This window comes from Bradyrhizobium sp. 155 (assembly GCF_023101105.1).
In the GTDB taxonomy this organism is placed as follows: Bacteria; Pseudomonadota; Alphaproteobacteria; order Rhizobiales; family Xanthobacteraceae; genus Bradyrhizobium; species Bradyrhizobium canariense_D.
This window is the reverse complement of sequence record NZ_CP064704.1, coordinates 613,776-636,574: the sequence shown is the minus strand read 5'-3', so window position 1 is coordinate 636,574 and position 22,799 is coordinate 613,776. Positions and strand designations below refer to the sequence as shown.

Annotated in this window: 26 protein-coding genes, 1 tRNA gene and 1 pseudogene; 7 read left to right on the top strand and 21 right to left on the bottom strand. The window is 64.6% G+C overall.

Annotation, left to right across the window (positions count from 1 at the left end):
- Positions 1-54 precede the first annotated feature (54 nt).
- Together IVA93_RS03090 and IVA93_RS03085 are read right to left on the bottom strand one after the other, a co-directional pair.
- Positions 55-1,002: a TAXI family TRAP transporter solute-binding subunit gene (locus IVA93_RS03090; protein WP_018453126.1), complete on the bottom strand. Its 948-nt coding sequence runs from the start codon at positions 1,000-1,002 to the stop codon at positions 55-57.
- Between the two features lie 162 nt (positions 1,003-1,164).
- Entirely contained in the window at positions 1,165-1,644 is a 480-nt protein-coding gene (locus IVA93_RS03085) for a hypothetical protein (protein WP_018453125.1), read from the bottom strand.
- 194 nt (positions 1,645-1,838) lie between these two features.
- Here IVA93_RS03085 and IVA93_RS03080 point away from each other — a divergent pair, with 194 nt between their 5' ends.
- Entirely contained in the window at positions 1,839-2,141 is a 303-nt protein-coding gene (locus tag IVA93_RS03080; protein ID WP_247539626.1) for a hypothetical protein, read from the top strand.
- Positions 2,142-2,300: 159 nt separating this feature from the next.
- On the opposite strand, the gene IVA93_RS03075 is transcribed toward IVA93_RS03080, so the two are convergent.
- A complete protein-coding gene (locus IVA93_RS03075; protein WP_018453123.1) occupies positions 2,301-3,515 on the bottom strand; it encodes a hypothetical protein in 1,215 nt (404 codons plus the stop codon).
- A 70-nt stretch (positions 3,516-3,585) separates the two neighbouring features.
- Positions 3,586-4,215, bottom strand: coding sequence for an NUDIX hydrolase (locus IVA93_RS03070; protein ID WP_018453122.1), 630 nt, complete (start codon positions 4,213-4,215; stop codon positions 3,586-3,588).
- 66 nt (positions 4,216-4,281) lie between these two features.
- On the opposite strand from IVA93_RS03070, the gene IVA93_RS03065 reads away from it, so the two are divergent.
- The 4 genes from IVA93_RS03065 (at position 4,282) to IVA93_RS03050 (ending at position 8,112) form a co-directional block, all read left to right on the top strand.
- Entirely contained in the window at positions 4,282-4,707 is a 426-nt protein-coding gene (locus IVA93_RS03065) for a PaaI family thioesterase (protein ID WP_026232466.1), read from the top strand.
- Positions 4,708-4,987: 280 nt separating this feature from the next.
- Entirely contained in the window at positions 4,988-5,998 is a 1,011-nt protein-coding gene (locus IVA93_RS03060) for an aldo/keto reductase (protein ID WP_018453120.1), read from the top strand.
- Positions 5,999-6,011: 13 nt separating this feature from the next.
- Entirely contained in the window at positions 6,012-7,325 is a 1,314-nt protein-coding gene (locus IVA93_RS03055) for a tetratricopeptide repeat protein (RefSeq protein ID WP_247299245.1), read from the top strand.
- Between the two features lie 196 nt (positions 7,326-7,521).
- A complete protein-coding gene (locus IVA93_RS03050) occupies positions 7,522-8,112 on the top strand; it encodes a hypothetical protein (RefSeq protein ID WP_018453119.1) in 591 nt (196 codons plus the stop codon).
- Between the two features lie 38 nt (positions 8,113-8,150).
- Here the strand turns inward: IVA93_RS03050 and IVA93_RS03045 are convergent.
- Positions 8,151-8,278 (bottom strand): annotated as a pseudogene (locus tag IVA93_RS03045) (oleate hydratase); the annotation flags it as partial.
- Positions 8,279-8,548: 270 nt separating this feature from the next.
- On the opposite strand from IVA93_RS03045, the gene IVA93_RS03040 reads away from it, so the two are divergent.
- On the top strand, positions 8,549-8,869 hold the full coding sequence (locus tag IVA93_RS03040) for a hypothetical protein (RefSeq protein WP_018453118.1): 321 nt from the start codon (positions 8,549-8,551) through the stop codon (positions 8,867-8,869).
- A gap of 58 nt (positions 8,870-8,927) precedes the next feature.
- On the opposite strand, the gene IVA93_RS03035 is transcribed toward IVA93_RS03040, so the two are convergent.
- Genes IVA93_RS03035 through IVA93_RS03025 form a run of 3 tightly spaced genes read right to left on the bottom strand, consistent with a single transcriptional unit; the run spans position 8,928 to position 11,614 of the window.
- Positions 8,928-10,199, bottom strand: a complete 1,272-nt coding sequence (locus IVA93_RS03035; RefSeq protein WP_018453117.1) for a flavin monoamine oxidase family protein — start codon at positions 10,197-10,199, stop codon at positions 8,928-8,930.
- Between the two features lie 10 nt (positions 10,200-10,209).
- Positions 10,210-10,920, bottom strand: coding sequence for a RibD family protein (locus tag IVA93_RS03030; RefSeq protein WP_026232465.1), 711 nt, complete (start codon positions 10,918-10,920; stop codon positions 10,210-10,212).
- Positions 10,921-10,939: 19 nt separating this feature from the next.
- Positions 10,940-11,614: an FABP family protein gene (locus IVA93_RS03025; protein ID WP_018453115.1), complete on the bottom strand. Its 675-nt coding sequence runs from the start codon at positions 11,612-11,614 to the stop codon at positions 10,940-10,942.
- 625 nt (positions 11,615-12,239) lie between these two features.
- Between IVA93_RS03025 and IVA93_RS03020 the strand changes: the two genes are divergently transcribed.
- Positions 12,240-13,382, top strand: coding sequence for a helix-turn-helix transcriptional regulator (locus IVA93_RS03020; protein WP_018453114.1), 1,143 nt, complete (start codon positions 12,240-12,242; stop codon positions 13,380-13,382).
- Positions 13,383-13,395: 13 nt separating this feature from the next.
- Here the strand turns inward: IVA93_RS03020 and IVA93_RS03015 are convergent, their stop codons facing one another.
- The 13 genes from IVA93_RS03015 to IVA93_RS02955 form a co-directional block, all read right to left on the bottom strand.
- A complete protein-coding gene (locus tag IVA93_RS03015; RefSeq protein WP_007615460.1) occupies positions 13,396-13,644 on the bottom strand; it encodes a hypothetical protein in 249 nt (82 codons plus the stop codon).
- Positions 13,645-13,828: 184 nt separating this feature from the next.
- Positions 13,829-13,904: transfer RNA gene (locus IVA93_RS03010), tRNA-Phe, on the bottom strand.
- Between the two features lie 185 nt (positions 13,905-14,089).
- Entirely contained in the window at positions 14,090-14,272 is a 183-nt protein-coding gene (gene yacG / locus IVA93_RS03005; RefSeq protein ID WP_007597555.1) for a DNA gyrase inhibitor YacG, read from the bottom strand.
- Between the two features lie 155 nt (positions 14,273-14,427).
- Positions 14,428-15,057 carry a Maf-like protein gene (locus IVA93_RS03000; RefSeq protein ID WP_007597557.1) on the bottom strand — a complete coding sequence of 210 codons (630 nt, stop codon included), beginning with the start codon at positions 15,055-15,057 and terminating at the stop codon, positions 14,428-14,430.
- Between the two features lie 156 nt (positions 15,058-15,213).
- Entirely contained in the window at positions 15,214-15,681 is a 468-nt protein-coding gene (locus tag IVA93_RS02995) for an arsenate-mycothiol transferase ArsC (RefSeq protein WP_018453112.1), read from the bottom strand.
- A gap of 5 nt (positions 15,682-15,686) precedes the next feature.
- Positions 15,687-16,184: a UPF0262 family protein gene (locus IVA93_RS02990; RefSeq protein ID WP_247789700.1), complete on the bottom strand. Its 498-nt coding sequence runs from the start codon at positions 16,182-16,184 to the stop codon at positions 15,687-15,689.
- Positions 16,181-17,476 (bottom strand): histidinol dehydrogenase, encoded by a 1,296-nt coding sequence (gene hisD, locus IVA93_RS02985; protein WP_018453110.1) that lies wholly within the window; start codon positions 17,474-17,476, stop codon positions 16,181-16,183. Before hisD ends, IVA93_RS02990 begins: the two co-directional genes overlap by 4 nt.
- Positions 17,477-17,628: 152 nt before the next feature.
- A complete protein-coding gene (locus IVA93_RS02980; protein WP_026232464.1) occupies positions 17,629-18,066 on the bottom strand; it encodes a DUF2948 family protein in 438 nt (145 codons plus the stop codon).
- Positions 18,067-18,147: 81 nt separating this feature from the next.
- Positions 18,148-18,807, bottom strand: a complete 660-nt coding sequence (locus IVA93_RS02975; RefSeq protein WP_018453108.1) for an NAD(P)H-binding protein — start codon at positions 18,805-18,807, stop codon at positions 18,148-18,150.
- 136 nt (positions 18,808-18,943) lie between these two features.
- Positions 18,944-19,768 (bottom strand): alpha/beta fold hydrolase, encoded by an 825-nt coding sequence (locus IVA93_RS02970; protein WP_018453107.1) that lies wholly within the window; start codon positions 19,766-19,768, stop codon positions 18,944-18,946.
- Between the two features lie 19 nt (positions 19,769-19,787).
- On the bottom strand, positions 19,788-20,297 hold the full coding sequence (locus IVA93_RS02965) for a hypothetical protein (RefSeq protein WP_026232463.1): 510 nt from the start codon (positions 20,295-20,297) through the stop codon (positions 19,788-19,790).
- A 224-nt stretch (positions 20,298-20,521) separates the two neighbouring features.
- Positions 20,522-20,830, bottom strand: a complete 309-nt coding sequence (locus IVA93_RS02960; RefSeq protein ID WP_007615494.1) for an EthD family reductase — start codon at positions 20,828-20,830, stop codon at positions 20,522-20,524.
- Positions 20,831-21,067: 237 nt separating this feature from the next.
- A complete protein-coding gene (locus tag IVA93_RS02955) occupies positions 21,068-22,774 on the bottom strand; it encodes an FAD-dependent oxidoreductase (protein WP_018453105.1) in 1,707 nt (568 codons plus the stop codon).
- Positions 22,775-22,799 lie beyond the last annotated feature (25 nt).

The window sequence follows — 22,799 nt, the reverse complement described above, 5'->3', positions numbered from 1 at the left end:
GAACGTGGATGGCCGGGACAAGCCCGGCCATGACGTCCGATAACGAGGCCGACGTTACTTGATCAGCCCCTTTTCCTTGTAATAGCGGATCGCGCCGGGGTGCAGCGGAACCGGGCTGCCGCTGGCGGCCGTCTCGAGCTTGATCTCCTTGCCGGCCGCATGCGCGTTGGCGAGTTCGGGCAGCGACTCGTAGACCAGTTTTGTCATCTGGTAGGCGAGATCGTCCGACACCGCCGAGCTGGTGACGAGGTAGTTGACCACCGCCGCAGTCGGCACGTCCTTGTCCTGCCCGGTGTAGGTGTTGGCGGGAATGGTCGCCGCGATGAAGGGCAGGCCGATCTTGTCGACGGTCTCCTTCGGCACCGACACCACCACGATCGGGCTCGAGGTCGACAGATCCTTCAGCGAGGCCACGCCGAGCCCGGCCGATTGCAGCGTCGCGCCGAGCTGGCGGTTCTTCATGAGGTCGACGGATTCGGCAAACGGCAGATACTCGACCTTGCCAAGATCCTTGTAGCTCATGCCGGCCGCCGCCAGGATGGCGCGCGAATTCAGCTCCGTGCCCGATTTCGGCGCGCCGACCGACAGGCTCTTGCCCTTGAGATCCGCAAGCGTCTTGATGCCGCTCTCGGCAGTCGCGACGATCTGGATGTAGTTCGGATAGATCGCGCCGATCGTGCGCAGCTTGTCGAGCTTGGACTTGAAGCCTGCTTCCTCGTCGCCATCCCAGGCCGCTTTCAGCGAGTCACCCAGCGTGAACGCGATCTCGCCGCGACCCTGCTGGAGCAGGATCAGATTCTCGACCGACGCCTTGGTGGCCTGCACCTGCGTCTTCACGTTAGGAATCTTGTCGCCGTAGATCTTCCCGATCGCGACCCCGAGCGGATAGTAGACGCCGGAGGTGCCACCGGTCAGCACATTGATAAAGGATTGCGCCTGCGCGCAAGGTGCCGAGGCCGCCAGAGCAAGAGCCGCGGCCACGCCGAAAATCGTTCGTTTCATGATCTTTCTACTCCCCAAACCGGCCGGAAGTTGGCCGGATGAGGGGGGCGGGTCAACCCATCCAAAAGTCAAAACAGGACTGCAGTAAATGGCTGTGCTGGTTCGATTTTTGGGGAACTCGCCAGGTGCGGCGAGGTGGCGCAGCCAGGTCTGGTCAGCCCCTCACTGGAAGGTCATGTCCAGGCATTTGGAGATGTCGGAGCCGAGGCCGGAGGAGATGATGATGCAGCCGCGCACCTTCTGCGCGCCGACGTCGGCGGCCCACACCGAGTAGCCGCCGGGGCCGAAGAACGAATTGGTGTTCGGCGGCTCGGTCTCGGTCGCGTCGAAATCGTAATGGCCGTCGGTGTCGAAGATGCGCGGCTTCTTGGTACAGCCGCCGTCGGTCTGGACGTTGATGACTTCCTTGTTGTCCCGGGTCAGCGCCAGCGAGACCTGACAACGGAAATATTCCGAGGTCTTGGTGTTGAAGAGGTAGGTGTATGACTTGCAGGTCGCGGTGTTCAGCTTGCCCGGGGCCAGGCCGCGGCTGCACGAGATCCTCTGGTTGTGGCTGAGCTGGTAATCATCGGCACGGGCGGCCGGCGCGAGCACCGTCAGCAACAGGCCGGCGGCCCAGCAAGCTTTAATGACGAGGTTCATTCGAATCATCCCCTACCCAATGTTTTTGTCGAATTGCGTTCTAGACGGAAAGCGGAACATAGTCGCGCGGGGACGAAGGGAAAATCACAAACTGCTCGGCAAGACGTGATGCGCTGCGGCGCTTTCGCAAATTGACCTGGAAGCGCCGTTCGTGATTTGTTCAAGCCGGGAGCCTCGATGGGGAGGATAGGGTGATGGCATTTTCGACAAGGTTATTTTTGGTGACGGCCGTGCTCGGCGCGTTCGCTGCACCCGCATTGGCGCAGACCGCTGCAACACCTTGGGAGCTCAAGCCCGACACCGGCTACGCCTATGACAAGGACGGCAAGACCTTCTCCTACAAGATGGGCACCAGCAATGCCGGCGAACTTCTGAAGGGCGCCAAGAAGGTGCCGAAGGGCACGCTGTTCTTCCTCGGCCACAACGGCCAGCTCTACATGCGCAGCGGCCCGTATCTGGAAGGCGACGGCAAGTTCAAGTTCGGGTCGGATCAGTAGGGCGAGGTCGCGGCGACGCCACACACTGCTGTCGTCCCGGCGAAGGCCGCGACCCATACCGCGTGATCCCTCGATTGCGTACGGCCGCAGTACCGAACGACCGTCCTCCCAAACTATGCCCTGTGGTAATGGGTCCCGGCCTTCGCCGGACGACGCCGCCTAAAACGCCCCCGCCAGCTCGCGCGCGCCGGCGTTGTTGCTGTTGCTGTCCATCCTCGTATCCGTCACCGCCAGCAGCTTCGCCACCGTGTTGTGGCGGATCGCGACCGGGTTACGCTCGTAGCCGCCGCGCTGGAAGAAGTTCGAAGTCGGCACCTGCTCGCGCATTACCTGCGGCATTGTCACCATGTCGAGGCCGGTGCCGTCGCCGGTGAGGTTCATCATCTCGAGCTCGGCCGCGCTGAGCGGGCGGTTGTAGCCCTTGGCACGCGCGAACAGCACCGAGGTGAGCAGCTTGTGAGTCTGCAGCATCGGCCCGATATCGATGTCGAGCACCATGGCATGCATGGCCCAGCCCTGCGCGGTGTTGCCGATCTTCTCGTGCTCCGACCAGGTGTCGGGCACCGACTTGGCGTGCGCCACCATTTTCTTGAGCACAGTGAGCTTGTGCTCGAGCGACTGACGCGCCGGGCCTGAGGTCCGCGCCACCTTGTCAGAGAGAGCGCGGATGAATTCATGGCCTTGCTCGGCCAGCAGCTCGACGCTGTTGGTCGTCAGCAGCTGGTTGTAGCCCATCGCGGTCGAAATGGCGCGCTTGCCGCCATGTTCGATTCCCGCCTGCACGTCGTAACTGCCGGTGCCGCCGGTCTCGAACGCGTAGACCCGCACCGCCTGCTCGCGCGTCAGCCCCGAGGCCAGCGCGTAGCGTGCATAGACGCGCTTGAATTCGACTTCGTTGGCCGGCCGCTGTGGCGTGAACTGATAAAGCTCCTGCGCCGCGCGCAGCAGATCGGCGACCACCGGGATCGGCTTTTTCGTCGGGCGGTCCGGGGTTTCCTCCGGCTCCGGATTCACCGGCCGTTTCGGCCCGTTATAGAGCGGCGGATGCTCCAGCACGTAATCGTCGAGCGTGACCTGCTGCCCGCTGCGCCGCTTGGCATTACGGCCTTTCCGCTTCTCGGAGATCTGACTCCAATAGGCGCCGGCTTCCTCGTCAAAGGCCGCGCGCGCCGCCTGATACTCCTGCAGCTTGCGGCGATATTCCAGCACGGCGGGCGACACGCCGCCTTGCGCAAAGAACTGCGACAACAGCTGGGCATTGGCATTGCGGACGGCCGGCGGCAGCGCGTCGGATTCGCCGCCGCGCACGGCAGGCGCGAGCAGGACGAGCGCGAGTGGAACCAGTCTCACGGCATTTCGAATCGATTGATGCATGCTGCCCTCTTAGCAGGCATCCGGTAACTGTCACGTTAACGCGCCGTTTACCTCGTTTTCGCCCCTCGCATCATTTCCAGGCGAATACCGGCTGTTCCAGCTCGGTGACGCGGGTGTGCCGTCCTGCCAGCACTTCGCGGAACTGGTAGATCAGGGCCGCCGTCGGTGCGTGAATCAAGCTCGACTGATGATGGAAACGGATCACACGGCGCGTGCTCTCGGGGATCGCGACGAAATCGAAGGCGTCGGCGCGCTCGACCGTCGCAAGCGCGATGCGATGGACGGAGGCGACCTCGTCCGGGTTTGGTTTGATCGCGGCACTATCGGCGGCCCAGACCACGACCGGCGTGATCAGATAACCGGAGCGGGTCGGATAGTCATCGAGCGTGCCGAGCACCTCCGCGCCGGTGAGGCGCAGGCCAAGCTCCTCGTCGAGCTCGCGCAGTGCCGCCTGGACCGGCGTCTCGCCGGCATCGCAGCGTCCGCCGGGAAGAGCCCATTGGCCGCGATGGGCGCGCAGATGCGATGCGCGCAGCGTGAGCAGGAACGCCGTGTCATCGCGCTCGCTGGCTGCGGTCAGCGCAATCACCACAGCGGCACGCTTCAACGCCGCCGGCGCCTCATCCTCCGGCAGCCGCGTGAAGGCCGCACAGGCAGCCGCGATATTCCGCCGTGTGGCATCGTCGAACGGTCTCATCATGCTTGACTACACCACGTCCGGCCCCGATGAAACGAGATCGCACGACCCGCTCAGGAAATGGACGACATGACCAACAAGACCGCCGCGAGGCTGAAAGCAGACGGCTGGACCATCCTGGAGACCACGGGCTTCATGCACCTGATCGGCCCATTGTGGGAGCGCAAGGTCGACGGCCAGTACGAATTCGCACTTGCGACCGAGGACAAGCACCACAATCGCCGCGGCATGGTCCAGGGCGGCGTGATGATGACGTTCGCGGACCGTACCTGCGGCATGACTGCCCGCTATGTCTCGGGCAAGGAGTTCATGGCGACGGTGCAGCTCGACACACATTTCGTCGAAGCCGGCCAGATCGGCGACATCCTGATCTCCCGCCCGCGCGTGGTGCGCTCGACCCGCAGCCTGATCTTCATGAGCACCGAGGTGACGGTGGACGGCCGCTGCGTGGTGATGGCCAATGGTGTGTTCAAGATCTTGAAGGGGCCGGGGTAGGAGCGATACCCACCGCTGTCATTCCCCGCGCAGGCGGGGAATCCAGTACGCCGCGGCTTCTCGATTGAACTACAGCCCTCTCGGAATACTGGATCGCCCGGTCAAGCCGGGCGATGACAGCTGAGAGCGTAGCAAGCATCTCCGCCAACCGCGTCATTGCGAGCGCAGCGAAGCAATCCAGACTGCCGCCGCAGACGCATCTCTGGATTGCTTCGCTGCGCTCGCAATGACGGAGTGAGACGGTTATGCTGTCGCCAGAAGAAGCAGCAAGGACGCGCCCATGCAATACCGCCAACTCGGCCGCAGCGGCCTGAAAGTGTCGCCGATCTGCTTGGGCACCATGATGTTCGGCGGGCCGACCGATGAAGCCACCTCAAAGCGGATCATCGCGAAGGCGCACGAGGCCGGGGTCAATTTCATCGACACCGCCGACGCCTATTCCAAGGGCGCATCCGAACAGGTCGTGGGACGCGCCATCGGCAACAACCGTCACGCCTGGGTGCTGGCCACGAAACTCGCCAATCCCATGGGCGACGATCCCAACCGTGTCGGCCTGTCGCGACGCTGGGTCTTGCAAGCGGCGGATGAGAGCCTGAAGCGGCTCGGCACCGACCACATCGACATCTATTATCTGCACAAGGAAGACCATTCGACGCCGCTGGAGGAGACGGTGCGCGCGATGGGCGATTTGATCCGCGCCGGCAAGGTGCGCTATTTCGGCGTCTCGAACTACCGCGCCTGGCGCGTCGCCGAAATCTGCAACATCTGCGACCGGCTCGGCATCGACCGGCCCGCGGTGAGCCAACCCTATTACAACGCCATGAATCGCATGCCCGAAGTCGAGCACTTCCCGGCCTGCTCCTATTACGGCCTCGGCATCGTGCCCTATAGCCCCCTGGCGCGCGGCGTGCTGACCGGCAAATACACGCCCGACGCGGCTCCCGACAAGGAGACGCGCGCGGGCCGCAATGACACCCGCATGATGCAGACCGAATGGCGGCCGGAATCGCTCCAGCTGGCGCAGGAGATCAAGGCCCACGCCGAGAAAAATGGCATCACCGCAGGCCAGTTCGCGGTCGCCTGGGTGCTGAACTCCGCCTTTGTCTCCTCGATCGTTGCCGGCCCGCGCACCGAGGAGCAATGGGACGGCTATACCGGCGCGCTCGACTATCGCTTCACCGCCGAGGACGAGGCGCTGATCGACAGACTGGTCGTGCCGGGTCATCCCTCGACGCCAGGCTACAACGACCCGGCCTATCCGATTGAAGGACGTCGCGCGCGGACGGCCTGAGCCGGAGACAAGAATGGCCCTCGAAGATCGCTACGGCCTGCCGCTCTCTACCTCTTCGCCCAAGGCGGCGTCCGCTTATCGCGAAGGCGTCGACCTCATGCTCGCGGGCTGGACCGGCACGGCGGAAACCTTGGAGTGCGCGATTGCGGCCGATCCGGATTTTGCGCTGGCCCATATCGCCCGCGCCCGCCTGCATGGCTTCTATCAGCAAGGCGATCTGGCACGGCAGAAGGCGGCACTCGCCCGTGAGCTCGTGGCGACACGCGGCACGGAACGCGAGCGTTCGCATGTCGAGACGCTGGCGCTTTCAATTGAGGGCCGGCTGCCCGAGGCAATCGCGGCGACGATGAAGCACGTCGAGGCGTGGCCGCGCGATGCATTGGTGCTGTCGCTGCCGCTCGGCGCCTTCGGCCTGTTCGCGTTCTCCGGCATGGCCGATCACGACCGCGCCCGGCAGGAGCTGTGCGAGCGCGTCGCGCATGACTATGGCGAGGATTGGTGGTTCCTCACCATGTACGGCTGGGCGATGACCGAGAACGGCAATGTCAGTCGCGGCCGCGGTGTCACCGAGCGCGGCTTCGAGCTGCGCCGGCAGAATGCCCATGCCGTGCACGCCGTGCTGCATGCGATGTTCGAGGACGGTTCGATCGAAGCGGCCGACCGGCTCGTCGACGACTGGATCCCCTGTTACGACCGCGCCGGGATCTTGCACGGCCACATCCGCTGGCATCAGGCGCTCGGCGCGCTGGAGCATGGCGATGCCGCGCGGGCGCTCGCGATCTATGCCGATGTGCTGCAGCCAAAGGCCACACAGGCGCCGCCGCTCAATCTCGTCACCGACGGTGCGTCACTGCTCTGGCGCCTGTCGGCTTACGGCCACGTCGTGCCGAGAGCGCTCTGGGTCGAAGCCGATGCCACCGCGCAAAGACTGTTTCCGAAATCGAGCCTGCCCTTCGCCGATATCCACATGGCACTGTTCGCAGCCGCAACGCAAAATCGCGAGGCGCTTGTCGCGCGGTTGACCGCGATCGAGCAGCGGCTCGCCGATGGCAAGCTGCCGGCCGGCCCCGTCGTGCCGGCGGTCTGCCGCGCGCTGGCAGCCTTTGCGGACGAGGATTACGCGGCATGCGTGCAAATGCTCGCGCCGGTCCTCGACGAGGTCGTGCGTCTCGGCGGCAGCCACGCCCAGCGCGAGTTGATCGAGGACACTTTTGTCGTTGCCCTCATGCGCAGCGGCGACCTGCCGCGCGCCCGCGCCCTGCTCGACGCCCGCCTGCACCGCCGCCCATCCTTGCGCGATACGCGCTGGCGGGCGGCTATGGGGTAGCCCGCCACGAAAAAAACACCGGCCTGACGGCAAGTGCTGGCCGGGAATGGGTTGGGCGATATGGGCGAATTGCCGTTGGGGTGGCGCGGTGGTATTTCAGACGAGTCCGGCAGAACAAACGGGATCGCAACCAATTTACGGTTCGCTGGTTATCCGACGGGACTTTTCGGTCGTTCCCTGGCATGTGAGCCTTCCGATGCGCCTCTGCCGCCCCATCCTCGCTGCTGCCCTCGTCGCCACCTTGGTCCTCTTGGCAAGCCCTTGTTTTGCCGAGTCTTCCGCGCCGATTCCCGTCAACAATCCGCCCGGGCAACAGACCGCCTTTATCGACTTGCTGGCGCTGATGTCCGGCCACTGCAAGACGTTGAAGGTTGCCGGCCGCACCTTCCCCTGCAAGACGGTCGCCTACGCTCATGGTGACAAGGGCCGGGTCAATTTCACGGTCGCGGTCGACGATCCCGCTGATGACAATCACGTCGTGTCGTTCTCCGGCGAGAACGGCAAGCGCGCCGACGACAATTCCTACGAGCTGCCGATCGACCGCATGCTGCTCAACTCCAAGGACCGCCCCAAGGTCGACGGGCTGCCGGTGCCGGCCGAGCAGACCTCCACCGGCCTCTGCCGCCAGACCGGCAATTTCGCCGCCAAGAAGGTGAACGACGTCACCTGCTCCGCGACCGACAGCGAGGGCCGGAAGTACGAACTCCTGTTCGTCTCCGACGGCACGCCGGTGAGCGTGCGCCGCATCAGGCAGTCGGCGCCGTCGATCCAGGATCCGTTCAAATAGCTCCATCCGTTACGTGAACGCCTTTCCAGCGTCGCGAAGAAGGCGAGATTGACGGAATTCCTGGGCACCGGCAGCGGTCGGCCGCGCTGCGCGGCATGAACATGCTGGTGATGTAGGGCATGCGGCAGGGAATGCAGATCGCATCCTCGAAGACGCCAGGGTCGAATTCAGATGGCCGCGCACCAGCTGTGTGTCGAAGCCGAGATTGCTCACCGACGAATTCGCGCGCATCGTCACCACCGATGACGTGATTGCGTCATTCGCGGCAGAGTGATGGCAGAGTTGCGATCACGCCGGTGATGCGACAATAGATCTCAAGAGACGCACGCAGCCGCGCGAACCGGACCAATGTAACTGCGTCGTTTCGACGCCCGCACTGGCCGGAACGTGCCGGATGACCATGTGTTGTCACACGACATTCAACCGGAGTGATGACATGAAGTATCTCTTTGTCGCGATGGCCGTCGGTGCTGCGGCGCTTGTCGGCGGATCCGCGGCGAACGCGGCCAATCATTCAAGTGCGAAACAGAACGCGCCAGCCGCCCAGTCAACCGATATCAGCGCGCAGCACAGGCACCACCATCACGGCTATCGCCATCACTGGCGTCCTCACCACCATCACGGATTTCATCGTCCGCACTACCGGAGCTACGGCTATTATCCGCGGCACCACGGCTATTACGGCGGTGGACCGTACGGATATTACGGCGGCGGCGGTCCCAGCGTGACGTTCGGCTTCGGCGGCAGCCGCTGGTAAGACGAAAGGCAGCAAGACGAAGGGCTCGCGAAACGCGGGCCTTTCTTTGCTCGTCAGCCTATTCCCGCAAGATTATCCCCGCCGTCTGTTGACCGCTCGCCAGCGCCGCTTCGACTGTACCCATGTCGGCTCCGCGATAGAGCGCCTCGCCGGAGAACAGCACCGGACCGTCGGCGCGCGCAAGGATCGTTTGCGCCTCGCGCGTTCGCGGCGTCGCCCAGGAATAAGCGCCGCGGGCGTAGGGATCGTGCGCCCAGTTTGTCGCGACCGCGATGACGAGTTCGCGTGCGAGGTCCTGGCCCGACAGGCCAAAGACGATCGCAAGCGAATCGAGCCCGGTATCGATCAGCGCTTGCGGGTCGAGACGCGACAGCGCTGCCGTGCGCGGGCCGCCGAACCATCCGGTCAGCACGGGATGCCGGTTCGGATATTGCGTCCACCACACCGGGATGGCCTGGTCGGACAAAAGGAAGGCCATGTCCGCGAGCTCTTCCTTGCGCTCACGCCACCATGGCCGCCTGAAGCGCAGCAGGATTTTTATCACGTTACCGAAGCCGATATCGTCGGCCGCCGCCGCCTTCGCGCGCGCGCGGCTCGGCAGCCCGATCTCGCGCAACAACGGCAACGGAACGGTGATGATCACGCGATCGCAGCCCTGCACGTCGCCGCCGACACAGCGAACGACGATCGCGCCGCCCTCCTCCTCGATCGCCGACACCACGCAGCCGAAGCGAAACGTCACGCCAAGCTTGCGGCACTCGGCTGCCAGGAAGTCGATCATCCCACCATAGCCGCCCTTGATGCGCGCCTGCGGAGAGTGCCCGCCAGCCATCCATTCCTCGCGCAGCGCCAGCGTGGAGGCGGACTCGGGATCGGCCGCATCATAGCCCTCAACCATTCGCTCGATCGAATGGCGCAGCCGCGCATGCTCATCCCCGGCAAAATGCCGGCGCAGGAAATCGGCGACAGTGAGGTCGTCGTTCAATTCCCGGACCACGGCGTGCAGCTCAGCCTGATGCGGATCGTGGCGATCCTCGCGCACGATGTCAGCGCCGTCAAAGCCCCATCGCTCGCCCTCGATCTCCTGTAGGGACAGCCCGGCTTCACGCAGCAACGCGCGCGTGACCGGCGCCTCGCCGTGGACGAATTCGGCGCCGCCGTCGGCGGGGTAGCCGAACTCCGAAGCAGGCAGCGGGTGGATGCGGCCGCCGCAGCGCTCGCGCGCCTCCAGGATTGTCACGGTCCTGCCCGCGCGCGCCAGCTCGCGCGCCGCCATCAGACCGGCCGCGCCGGCACCGACAATGACGATATGCTCGGATGTTGCCGACATCTCGGTGCTGTTACTTGCCCACGGCCTGCGGATCGTTCTGGATCAGATAACGCAGCAGCAGGACGCCGCCACCGAGATCCCGCGTGCTCTCCAGCGTCATCGCGCTCAGCGGTGCGCGCCGGTCGCCGTCCGAGTCCGTGGAATCGAACACGAAGGGCGCGCCCTTGGCACCGTCGATCGCGGGACTGAGGATCAGGTTGAACTCGTCGATCAGGCCGGCACGCAGGAACGCGCCGTTGGCGACACCGCCGCCCTCCACCAGCAGGCGCTTCACGCCGAGCTCGCGGTTGAGGATGTCCAGCGTCAGCGCGAGGTCGATCTCGGACTTGCCGGCAAAGATATAGGACACGCCCTCGCCGCGGAGCCCCGCGAGATGCGAATCGGCGACGCTCTCGGTCAACACGACGACGATCGGATCGCCGCCGATATCGGAGCGGCCCCAGCCGATCTTGCCCTGCGCATCGAGCACGACGCCATAGGTTTTCGCGTCGCGTCGCACAAACCAGTTTTCGCGCGGAAATTTCGCGTCCGCCGTCGTGGGATAGGCATCGCCCTTGGCGAACTCCGAGCCGGTGATGCGGCCGATCACCCAGGCGTCGCCGCCGAGCTCGTCGTGGATCTTCTCGAACCAGTCCGTTCCTGCCCCCTTCGGGCGCCAGCGGCTCGGATGGGTGCGGCCGTCCAGACTCGAATGCATCAGGCAGATGACGTAAGGCTTCATGCGTATCTCCGGGCCGCGCTCAGGCAGCCGGCTCATTGCCCTTCTCATTCCCCGTGGCGCGATCGTTCACGATCAAAGCGAGGGGATTGAGCTTTGGCGGCGCGATGAGTTTCAGCGTGTTGGTGTCGCGATGGTTGAACGGCGCGCCGTGCACGAACAACTCGGTCTGGATCAGATAGGTCCAACTGCCGTCGTCGTTGAAGGTGATGTCGCAGCGGTAAGCATCGGTGCGGAACGCTTGTTCCAGAAAATCAGTCGAGCAGATCCCGTAAGCGGTGTCGCCGCGCTTGGCGGTCACGGAGATCTCCTTGTCGCCCGGCCCGGCCTTGCCCGACGCCAGCAGCACCTGCCCGCGCGGAATCGCCAGCGTCTGCATGATCAACCCGGTCGCGGGCTCCCACAACCAGTAGCCGACCTGGTCGTGGAAGGTGATGTCTTCCTCGGGCGTGTTGATGTGGATGTGATACCGCAGCCCATAGAGCAGCTGCGGCCCGTTGGCCTGCGGATCGATCGGGTCCATCCGGATGCGCTCGATGAAGGTCCGCCGCTCCGGCCCCTCGGCCTTCGGATTGATGTCGATACCCTTGTCGGCCTGCCAGACACCGGCGAGACGGCGGAGCGGGCCGAGATTGGCAAGTCCGTCGGGCGAGACGTCCTCGGGCTCGGTGAAGATATCGGCGGGAAGGGGGAGCATGGGTGTCCTCGCGTCGTTGCGAGGCAGCAATAGCATGAGAGCGCGGGCGTGGCTCGTTCTCCAGCCTCACAATCGCGAATGGACATAGGCGCCACGCGCAGACGATGCATGACGCGAAGCGGAGCCGAACCTCCTCAGTTCGGCTCCGTCGCCAGGACGCTTAGTGGCGGTGGTCCCGGACGATGGGTTGATTGCGATGGTCGCCCACGATGGGCTGGTCGCGATGGTCGCAGACGATGCGTCGTCGCGCTCGAGGGTGTAACCACGTCGCCAATGCGATCGCTGGATGGAGTTGTGCATGGAGTTCTGCCTTTCGCTTGGTGGATCACTGCGAGCTACCTGACAACAAGGTAGATTTTGCAATCGACGTCGAATCTGCCGCAGTTTTAATCAGACACCCGAGCGTCGGGCTTATGCAGCCAAGGCGTTGACGTTCCGTAATTCGTGAAAATCATGGCAGCTGCCCAGGAGAGCGTCATAAGCATTTGTGTTCGGTGTTCCCGTTTGCGCCACGGAATCACGATGATAAGATCACCTCAGGATTGTGAAATACACCATAGGCGACGAAGCCACTCCTAAACTAGCGTTCACGTGACGTCCGTTATTTTCAAGTGAGTGGTTTGGAATGCAGCAGGCTTCGGTCGAGAAGTTCTCGGACCTCATCGGCAGTGTCTATGATTGTGTGATCGCGCCGGAAGGCTGGACCGAAGTTCTAGATCAGATCTGCGCCCAGTTCGGCTTTGCCACCGGCGCGCTCTCGGTCGCCAGCCTCACCAACATGAAGGCCGTCGTCAATGCGGTCTCCGGGTCCGACCTGGCCCAGATGGCCCAGAACGGGGTCGGCTACGGCCCCGACATCATCGAGCTCTGGGGCGGCGCCGAACGCATTCGGCAATACCCGCTCGGCGAGCCGGTCGTTCAATCCCAAGCCGTCCGGCCGGACGTTATTTCCAGCAACCGCTACTATCGCGAATGGGCCATGCCCAGGGGCCTGTTCGACGCCGTTGCCGTCGGCCTCGTTCGCGACAGGACGATGGTTGGAAATGCGATATTCAGCCAGCATGAGTCGGCAGGCCGGATCGACGATGCGCAGGTCGACGGATTGCGCCTTCTGGCGCCTCACATCCGCCGCGCCGTGACGATCAGCAATCTGTTCGACATGAAGGCGGTGGAAGCCAACACATTCGCGGCGACGGTGGAGGCCCTGACGGTGGGCGTCGTCCTGGCCGACGAGGATTCGAAGATCGTTCACACCAACGCCGCAGCCGCGGCGATGCTCGCGGCCGGCGATCCGATCGTGGCAAGGCATGGCAGGATCGCGGTTCAATCCGCGGCGAGCACGGCCACATTGCAATCAGCCGTCGCGCAGGCGGCAAAGGACGAGGCGACGCTCGGGCAAAAAGGCATCGGCATCCCGATCCCTCGCCAAAGCGGTGAGCCTCTCGTCATCCACGTTCTGCCGCTGCGACGCAGCCACACACGATCCGGTCTGATCCAGAGCGCCGCTGCCGCCGTGTTCGTGACGTCAGCCTCCGGGCCGCCGCGATTGCTTCACGATGCGCTCAACCAGCTCTATGACCTGACGCCGGCCGAGATTCGCATCTTCGAGCTCATCTGCGAGGGACACACACGAGACGCAATCTCGGCCTTGCTCCGCGTTTCCGTCAGCACCGTGAAGAGCCATCTCATTCACGTCTTCGAAAAGACGGGCTGCCGGCGCCAGGTCGATCTGGTCAGGCTCGCGAAATCGCTGACGTTCCCCGTGTAACAGAAGACCGCGCTCAAGCCGCTTCCGACGTTGATCGCGCACGCTGCTCGAGCACGCCGATCGTCGAGACCAAATTGTCGCGTCGCGCGCGAAGATTCAGCGCAAGAAGCGGATAGGTCGGCTGAAGCACGTCAAACACCCCTGCTCTCGCCTCTTCCTCGAGAATGTCGGTGTTGATGAGTCTAACGCGCCACCACAAATCGGCGACCAACGCATCGAGCCGGAGTTCGCCGGCAGCACCAGAACGGGACATTTCTTGCATCACTTGCCTCAACCTGAAACGGCCTCTCTTCCAAGGCCAGACTTTGGTCCTGGCTGAGCAAGCAGAGTGCCAGCAACGGCGGGCGCGATCTGGTTCCGGAACGGATTGCTGCGCGAGCCGGCTGGTCAAGGCTTGGCGCTCAAGGCTTGGCGCTGGGCAAGATGTTGCCCGTGGAGAGCGAAAATGGTGCCCAGGGGCGGAATCGAACCACCGACACTGCGATTTTCAGTCGCATGCTCTACCAACTGAGCTACCTGGGCGTGCTCCAAAGAGGGGCCAAAGCCCATCGAGCGGGCGGTTTATAGTGGGCTGAAGGCTGCCTGTCCACCCACGCTTCGCCGATGGCTTCGCGGGGCGTGGCCCGGCTGTGCACAAGGCAGGACGTGGCTCGGAGGCAACGCCGCGTAGCGGTGCATCTACAATTTAAATGCTTGATAGAACAGGGTTATTCCTCTCCGTCTGCCTCGTCATCCCGGCCGGGAATGACATAGGAGCCTTTCAGCCAGCGGTTCAGATCGACGTCGCGGCAGCGCGAGGAGCAGAACGGGCGGGTGGCCTCGGACTGCGGCTTGCCGCAGATCGGACAGGTTTTGAGGGGGCTTGCGGGCTTTTTCACCTGGTCGTCCATAGGGTGCTCAGCTTACACGAGGTGAGAGAGTTCAAGAGCCCGTCGCCAAAGGGGTTCCTCCGGCGGAAGCGCAGGCGTCCCGGCCAGATTTCCGCGGGGCAATTCTACTGTGCATGGGGTTGTTTTCGCGATTTTTGCAGGAGCGGCTTTTCGGCTCAGACGGCGGTGGCGTTGAGCCAGCCGAAGCGGATCGGGAAACCTTCGCCGCCCAGCAGCGTGGTGGTCTCGTAGAGCGGCAGGCCGACCACGTTGGTGTAGGACCCCACCATCTTGACCACGAAGGAGCCGGCGATGCCCTGCACCGCGTAGCCGCCGGCTTTGCCGCGCCATTCGCCGGAGCCGATATAGGCCTGAATGTCGTCCTCCGAGAGGCGCTTGAAGCGGACGCGGGTCTCGACCAGGCGCTGGCGGAAGGCCTCGCGCGGCGTCACCAGGGTGATCGCGGTGTAGACGCGGTGGTTGCGACCCGACAGCAGCCGCAGGCACTGCGCGGCCTCGTCGACGAGGTTGGCTTTGGGCAAGATGCGGCGGCCGACCGCCACCACCGTGTCGGCGGAGAGGATGAAGGCGCCGCGCAGCTCGTCGTCAAGCTGCACCGATTTGAGCGCCGCATCCGCCTTGGCCCGCGCGAGCCGGTTGGCGCAGGCGCGCGGCAGCTCGCCCCGCTTCGGCGTCTCGTCGACGTCGGCGGGCCGGAGCGCGTCCGGCTCGATGCCGGCCTGGTTGAGCAGCGACAGGCGCCGCGGCGAACCGGAGGCGAGAACGAATTTGGGGCGGCCGAGCATCAGGTGATTTGGGGAATGAAGCAGGGGGTGAATTGCGCGCGGAACCTATCGGACGGGGGCTGATTTCACAACCCGGGAACCCGGACTTTACTGATTCGACGGGTACAGGATGCGTGTGCCTGCAGTCTGTGACGCGGGTGTTACGGGCGCCGAATGCTACCCGTTCGCCGCGCCCACCTTCGAAAACCGCCGGCGGATGCGCAGCAGGAGCTGGTCGCAGACGTCGCGATAGGCAGCCAACTTCTGGTCGCGGCTGCCTTCCATGGTGGTGGGATCATGCGTCGGCCAATACTCGACGTCGGCGGCAAGCGTGCGGGTCAGCTCCAGCGCCTTGTGATGCGCCTCCGGCGACAGCGTGATGATCAGGTCGAAATTCAACCCCTCCCAATCCTCCAGTTCCTCGAAGGTCTGAGGCTTGTGGGCGGAGATGTCCTGGCCGAGCTCGGCCATCACGGACACCGCGAACGGATCGAGTTCGCCGCGCCTGGCGCCGGCCGATTTCACGTAGAGCCCTTGCGGAAACATGTGCCGCAGCAGGCTCTCGGCCATCGGCGAGCGCACGCTGTTCATGGCGCAAGCGAACAGCACCGATTGCGGATCGCGTGCGCGTGGCGGACCCGCCATCGCGCTTAACCCTTCCAGTGCAGAACGGTAATGAGCGTGAACAGCCGGCGCGAGGTCTCGAAATCGACCCGCACCTTGCCCTTCAGCCGCTCCTGCAGCGTGCGCGAGCCCTCGTCATGGATGCCGCGGCGGCCCATGTCGATGGCCTCGATCTTGTCCGGCGTCGCTGTGCGGATCGCCTGATAGTAGCTGTCGCAGATCATGAAATAGTCCTTCACGATCCGCCGGAACGGCGTCAGCGACAACAGATGCGCGAGCACGGGCGTGCCGTCCTCGCGACGGATGTCGAACATCAGCCGGCTGCCGGTGATCCCGATATGCAGCGTGAACGGCCCCTTCCCGTCGGCGCCCTCCGGCGCGAACAGGTTCTGCTCGATCAAATCGTAGATCGCGATCGCGCGCTCATGCTCGATGTCAGGCCCGGAACGGCCGATCGAGTCCTCGTCGAGCGTGACGCCGACGATGCGATTGGTCGAGTCGTCCTGTTCGGGCGGCTGGGTCATGACAAATTGAGGCGCAATCCAATCGAGCGCGAATGGGCATCTAGCCCCTCCGCCTTGCCGAGAATCATCGCGGCTGGTCCCAGCGCACGCAGCTGATCCGGGCCGCATTTCAGGATCGAGGTGCGCTTGAGGAAATCGTGCACCGAGAGCCCCGACGAGAATCGTGCCGAGCGCGCCGTCGGCAGCACATGGTTGGAGCCGCCGACATAGTCCCCGATCGCCTCCGGCGTATGCGGCCCGAGGAACACGGCGCCGGCGTTGCGGATTTTTGCGGCGAGCGCGTCGGGATCTTGCGTCATGATCTCGAGATGTTCGGCGGCAATCGCATCCGCGAGCGGAATGGCGTCGTTGAGGTTCTTCACCATGATGATGGCGCCGAAATCGGCCCACGAGGCGCTGGCGATTACGGCGCGCGGCAGCGTCTTCAACTGCGCCTCGACGGCTTTTTCGACATCGGCGGCAAGGCGCGCGGAATCGGTAATCAGGATCGACTGCGCGCTGGCATCGTGCTCAGCCTGGGCCAGCAGGTCGGCGGCAATCCAGTCGGCATTGCCGGTGTCATCGGCGATGACGAGCACCTCGGAGGGACCCGCGATCATGTCGATGCCGACCTTGCCGAAGACCAGCCGCTTTGCCGCGGCGACATATGCATTGCCGGGGCCGACGATCTTGGCGACGGGCGCGATCGTCGCGGTGCCATGGGCGAGCGCGGCCACCGCCTGCGCACCGCCGACGCGATAGATCTCGGTGACGCCACCAAGCTTTGCCGCCGCCAGCACCAGCGGATTGAGCTTGCCGTCGGGCGAGGGCACCACCATGACGAGACGCGTCACGCCGGCGACCTTTGCCGGCACCGCATTCATCAGCACCGAGGACGGATAGGCCGCGGTGCCGCCGGGCACGTAGAGGCCGGCGGATTCGATCGCGGTGTAGCGCCAGCCGAGCTCGACGCCGAGCTGATCGGTGAAGCGCTCGTCCTTCGGCAGTTGGCGGCGGTGATAGGTCTCGATGCGATCGCGCGCGAGCTTGAGCGCATCCAGCGTCGCTGCATCACAGGCTTTCACCGCGGCCTCGATCTCGGCGGCGGTGACGCGCAGGTCGGATGCATCGAGCGTCAACCGGTCGAACTTTGCCGTGGCCTCGAGCAAGGCGGCATCGCCCCGCTTCGCCACGTCGTCGACGATGGCACGCGCGGCCGCCTCGACATCGGCCGAGGCCTCGCGCTTGGCGGCGAGGAAGGCCCCGAATCGCTGGTCAAAATCGGCGCTGCTGCGGTCGAGACGAACGGGCATCTTGGCTTCTAACTGGTTTTTGGGGGCGCGGTTTGGCTCACCAGGCCCCTGCTCAATGGCGCGGCGGGGAAGCTGCGTCAACCCTTGAGCCGGGCCGCTCCCCTCCGGCGTCGTCCTGGCGAAACCGGAAGGCGTGGCGTTGGCATGCCACCTCACCCCTCGCCTTCAGCCTCCAACCCCGTCCCCAGCTGATCCGCCCCCAGATCAGTCAGCTCGCATTCCAGGCATTCGACGTCGAGGCGGATGGCGCCGCCTTGGGCAAACAGCAGCAGGGCGCTCCCGCCGGGGGCGTCCTGGCCGTGGAATTCGATGCCGACAAGGTCCAGGACAGTGTCCGGCGCGTCGAGGTCGATGTCGCGCGACTTGCAGGCCAGCACGCGGTCGAACCGGAGAGCCGCCACCAGCCTGCGCGGCTCGGCTTCGCCGTCCAGCGTCTGCTCCCAGTCCAACCGGCTCATGCCGACGACCAGCCGCTTTTCACTTTGCCGCCAGATGATGTCCGAGGGCTGCACGCGGGCGTCCTGGACGTGGGCCGAGATTACGGAGAGGTCGTCGGCGTCGAGTGCGATCAGTTTGAGCTGGGGAGACATCGACGGCGCTTTCTCCTTCGGGCGGATAGGGCTCAACGCGCGCGGGCGGCGAAATTTCCCTAGAACTAATGCCCTACGGGACTAGAGGCTATTGATATCCTCCATCTCCAGCACCTTTCGCGGATACCCCTCCCGCGCAACCCGGATCATGGCGCGGCCGATCTGCTCGGTCGAGGTAACGAGCCGCGGCGAGAGCCGGCGCAGCACCGACCACAGCGGCCAACTTGCTGCATACACGGCCTGCACCCACGCAGTCTTGGAGCGGGCACCGTGGAGCGGTTGGATCGCACCGGGCCGGAACATGTAGGCCGCCTTGAATGGCAGCTTGAGCAGGTCGTTCTCGGTCTTGCCCTTGATCCGCGCCCACATCCGCGAACCCTGCTCGGTGGAATCAGTGCCGGCGCCCGTGACATAGACGAATGTCATCTGCGGATTGAGCCGTGCCAGCGCGGTCGCCGCTGCGAGCGTGATGTCATAGGTCAGATGGCGGTAGCGCTCCTCGCTCATGCCGATCGAGGAGACGCCGAGGCAGAAGAAGCAGGCATCGAAGCCGGTGAGCTGCGCTTCGATCGCCGAGTAGTCCGTGAACTCGCCGTGTGTGATCTCGGTGAGCTTGGCGTGGCGCACGCCGGTCGGGCTGCGGCCGACCACGAGCACGCGATCGATGCGGGCATCGATCAGGCATTCGCGCAAGACGCCCTGCCCGACCATGCCGGTCGCGCCGAAGATGATGATCTGCATCGGGATCTCCCCGCAGCGCGCCTTCCGCGGCAGACTGACTAATGAAAGGCTGCAACCACCGGCTCACACGCGACTGGAACGTGTTCGCACCCGGCCGGTTCGAAATCAGATCGGTCCGCGCGTGGACTGAGGCCGCTCACCCCTTGAAGAACGCAAGCAGGTCCGCGTTGATGGTCTCGGCGTGCGTCGTCGGCATGCCGTGCGGGAAACCCTTGTAGGTCTTCAGCGTGCCGTTCTTCAAGAGCTTGGCCGACAGCGGCGCGGAATCGGCGAAGGGCACGATCTGGTCGTCGTCGCCGTGCATCACCAGCACCGGCACATTGATCTTCTTCAGATCCTCGGTGAAGTCGGTCTGCGAGAACGCGACGATGCCGTCGTAATGGGCTTTCGCGCCGCCCATCATGCCCTGGCGCCACCAGTTCTGGATCACCGCTTCCGACGGCTTTGCGCCGGGACGGTTGTAGCCATAGAAGGGGCCGGCCGCGATGTCGCGGTAGAAGCTGGCGCGGCCGGCAGCGAGCTGCACCTGGAAATCGTCGAACACGCTCTTGGGCAGGCCGCCGGGATTAGCCTCCGTCTTCAGCATCAGCGGCGGCACTGCGGAGAGGATCGCGGCCTTCGCCACCCGGCTCTCGCCATGGCGCGCGATGTAATGCACGACTTCGCCGCCGCCGGTGGAGTGGCCGACATGGATCGCGTTCTTGAGATCGAGATGGGCCGTCACGGCTGCGAGATCATCGGCATAATGATCCATGTCGTGGCCGTCGGCGACCTGCGACGAACGGCCATGGCCGCGACGGTCATGCGCGATGACGCGATAGCCGCGCGTGACGAAGAACATCATCTGCGCGTCCCAGTCGTCAGCCGACAGCGGCCAGCCGTGACTGAACACGATCGGCTGGCCACTTCCCCAGTCCTTGTAGAAGATCTCGACGCCGTCCTTGGTGGTGATGGTGGGCATTGCTAGGCTCCTTGTATGTTCAGGCGACCGCCATCGGCTTGAAGCGGCGCCAGGCGCCGATGGTGAACACCACGAAGAACACCAGCACGAGGCCCTGCACCACGGCGAACACCGGACCTCCGGGCGGCGCCGGCGCCACGGCGGGAGCGAGCGCGGCGAGCGCCGGCACCTTCAGGAACGACTGGATCACCAGCACGAAGACGTTGAAATAGAGCGAGATCATCGCGGTCACGATGTAGACCGGGCGCCACACCCCAGCGAGCTTCATGCCGTAGAGCGCGACGCAGGCGATCGCGAGCAGGACCAGCGAGATGATGCCGATGATATGCGACGGCAGCAGCTCCTTGAACGGAAACAGGAAGCCGGTGGCGCTGGTGAGGATCGTGAACGCTAAGAAAATCGTGGTGAGGCGCGGCATCGGCTTCGAGCCGAGCAGGCCGAACATCACGACAAGGCCGGCGGCGATGCCGATCAGGCTGATGATGACATGAACCAGCGTGAAGGCGGGCAAGCTCAACCCAAGAACCATGACATCTCTCCTACTCTCCATATTGAGGTCGGGATTGATATTACGGTCCTCATCGAATTGCCACACGCGCTGGCGTCACACATGCGTGCGCAGCCATGCGTCGTCGTGCGAATAGAAAACGCATGGCTGAATTATTTGCACCGCTGTCACAAACGACGGCAGTTGTAGCCCGGATGGAGCGAAGCGAAATCCGGGGCTACGAGTCGACGAAGTCGAATCGCGGTTCACACTTCCTTGGTGTCGAAGATCAACAGGTCGGCGCCGCCACTGGCGAATTTCGGCACGTCGGCACCGGTCGCCTTGCCTTCCGGGCTAGCGAATGCCGCCTGGATGTCGGCTGTGCTGTCGAAGGTGAGAATGGCGACGAGATGGATTCCGGAAGGTCCAGCGGGGGAGCCGACCGGCCCCTTGCTGATGGCGTACTTCTTCAAGCCTGGAAGTTTCTTGGCGAGCGGAATATGGGTCTCGGCATAGTATTTGTCGAAGGCCGCAGCATCCGTGGGCGTTTTATACAGCACGACGATTTCAGCCATTTAGTCCTCCCGTTAAGCGCTTCTTTGTCGATCCTCATGGTGAGGAGGCGCGCGAGCGCCCCTGCGGACTATGCTTGCGCATCGCCGCGCGAACCATGCAGGCCCGGCTTTGGCAGCTGGGCCTTCATCCTTCGAGACGCGCGCAATGCGCGCTCCTCAGGATGAGGAGATAGTCACGCATCACACCGCAAGATGGCAAGCCTCATTCGACTTGCCATTTACTTGCCTTGTCCTTGACTAAAGCGCCGGTTTTGCGGCGTCGCCGAGGAAGCCGTGCAGGGAGGCCACGACCTGGGCGCCTTCGCCGATGGCGCCGCCGACGCGCTTGACCGAGCCGGAGCGGACGTCGCCGACGGCGTACACGCCGGGCACCGACGTCTCCAGCGGCGCAACCAGCCGGCCCTGGTTCTGCTCGGACTGCGCGCCTGTGACGACGAAGCCGCCGCGATCGAGCGTGATGCCGCAGCCGTCGAGCCAGCTGGTGGCGGGATCGGCGCCGACGAACAGGAAGAGATTGCGGATGTCGGCGAAATCCTCGTCGGCCGAGAGCCGGCTCTTCCAGCGGATGCGCCGCAGCAGCGAGGCCTCGTCGCCTTCGAGCGCCGTGATCTCGGTGTTGAACATCAGTTCGATGTTCGGCGTGGCTTCGATGCGCTCGATGAGATAGCGCGACATGCTGGCGCCGAGACCGCCGCCGCGGATGATCATCAGCACTTTTTTGGCGTGCCCCGACAGGAACACAGCGGCCTGCCCCGCCGAGTTTCCGGCGCCGACCAGCGCCACTTCCTCGCCGGCGCAGAGCTTCGCCTCGACCGGCGAGGCCCAATACCAGACGCCACGGCCTTCGAACTTGTCGAGGTTCTCGATCTCGGGCCGGCGATAGCGTGCGCCGCTTGCGACCACCACCGCGCGCGAATGCAGGGGATCGCAGCCGTCAAGCGCCACCGAGAACGCGCCGTCCTTGCGCGTGCAGTCGAGCGACTTCACCGTCACCGGGATCATGATTTCCGCGCCGAACTTTTGTGCCTGGTTGAAGGCGCGCGCGGTCAGGGCCTGGCCGGAAATGCCGGTCGGAAAGCCCAGATAGTTTTCGATGCGCGCGCTGGCGCCGGCCTGGCCGCCGAAGGCGCGGGTGTCGAGCACGGCGACGGAGAGGCCTTCGGACGCGGCATACACGGCCGTGGCGAGCCCGGCTGGCCCCGAGCCGACGATCGCGACGTCGTAGATACGGTCGTTGCGCGGACCGCCGATCATGCCGATCGCGCGCGCAAGCTCGGTTTCGCCGGGATTGCGCAGCACCGCACCATCGGGTGTGACGACCAGCGGCCAGTCGTCCGGCTTGGGCGAATAACGCGCGATGACGTCGGCGGCGTCGCGATCGCGCGCGGGATCGAGCAGATGATGCGGCTGGCCGTTGCGGGTGAGGAAGCCCTGCAACCGCACCACGCCTGCCGAATGCGACGGACCGATCAGCACCACGCCGCCGACGCCGCCCTGGAGCAGATTGACCCGGCGCAGGATCAGCGCGCGCATGATGCGCTCGCCGAGTTCGGCCTCGGCGACCAGCAGCGCGCGCAGCCGCTCCGGCGGCAACAGCAGCGTCTCGACATCGCCTTCGGCGCGGCCGTCGACCAGCGCCGGCCGTCCGGAGAGCTGGCTCAGCTCGGCCAAAAATTGCCCCGGCCCCTGATCGATCAACGGCGTGACATGGCCGAGGCCGTCGCGCTGGGTGATGGCGACGTGGCCCTTGAGCACGACGAACATGCCGGGTCCCGGCTTACCGGTCTCGAACAGGAATTCCCCATCGGCATAGTTGCGGACCTCGCCGAAATGCCTGACACGCCCGATCTCGGCTGGTGTCAGCGCCGGAAAGGTCTGTTCAGGGCGGGTGAACCGCGACATCTGCGCGTCACTCTCGGGTCGTTGCGATTCGTCCTGCCCCATTGCCACGTCCATGCACTCCAAAAAT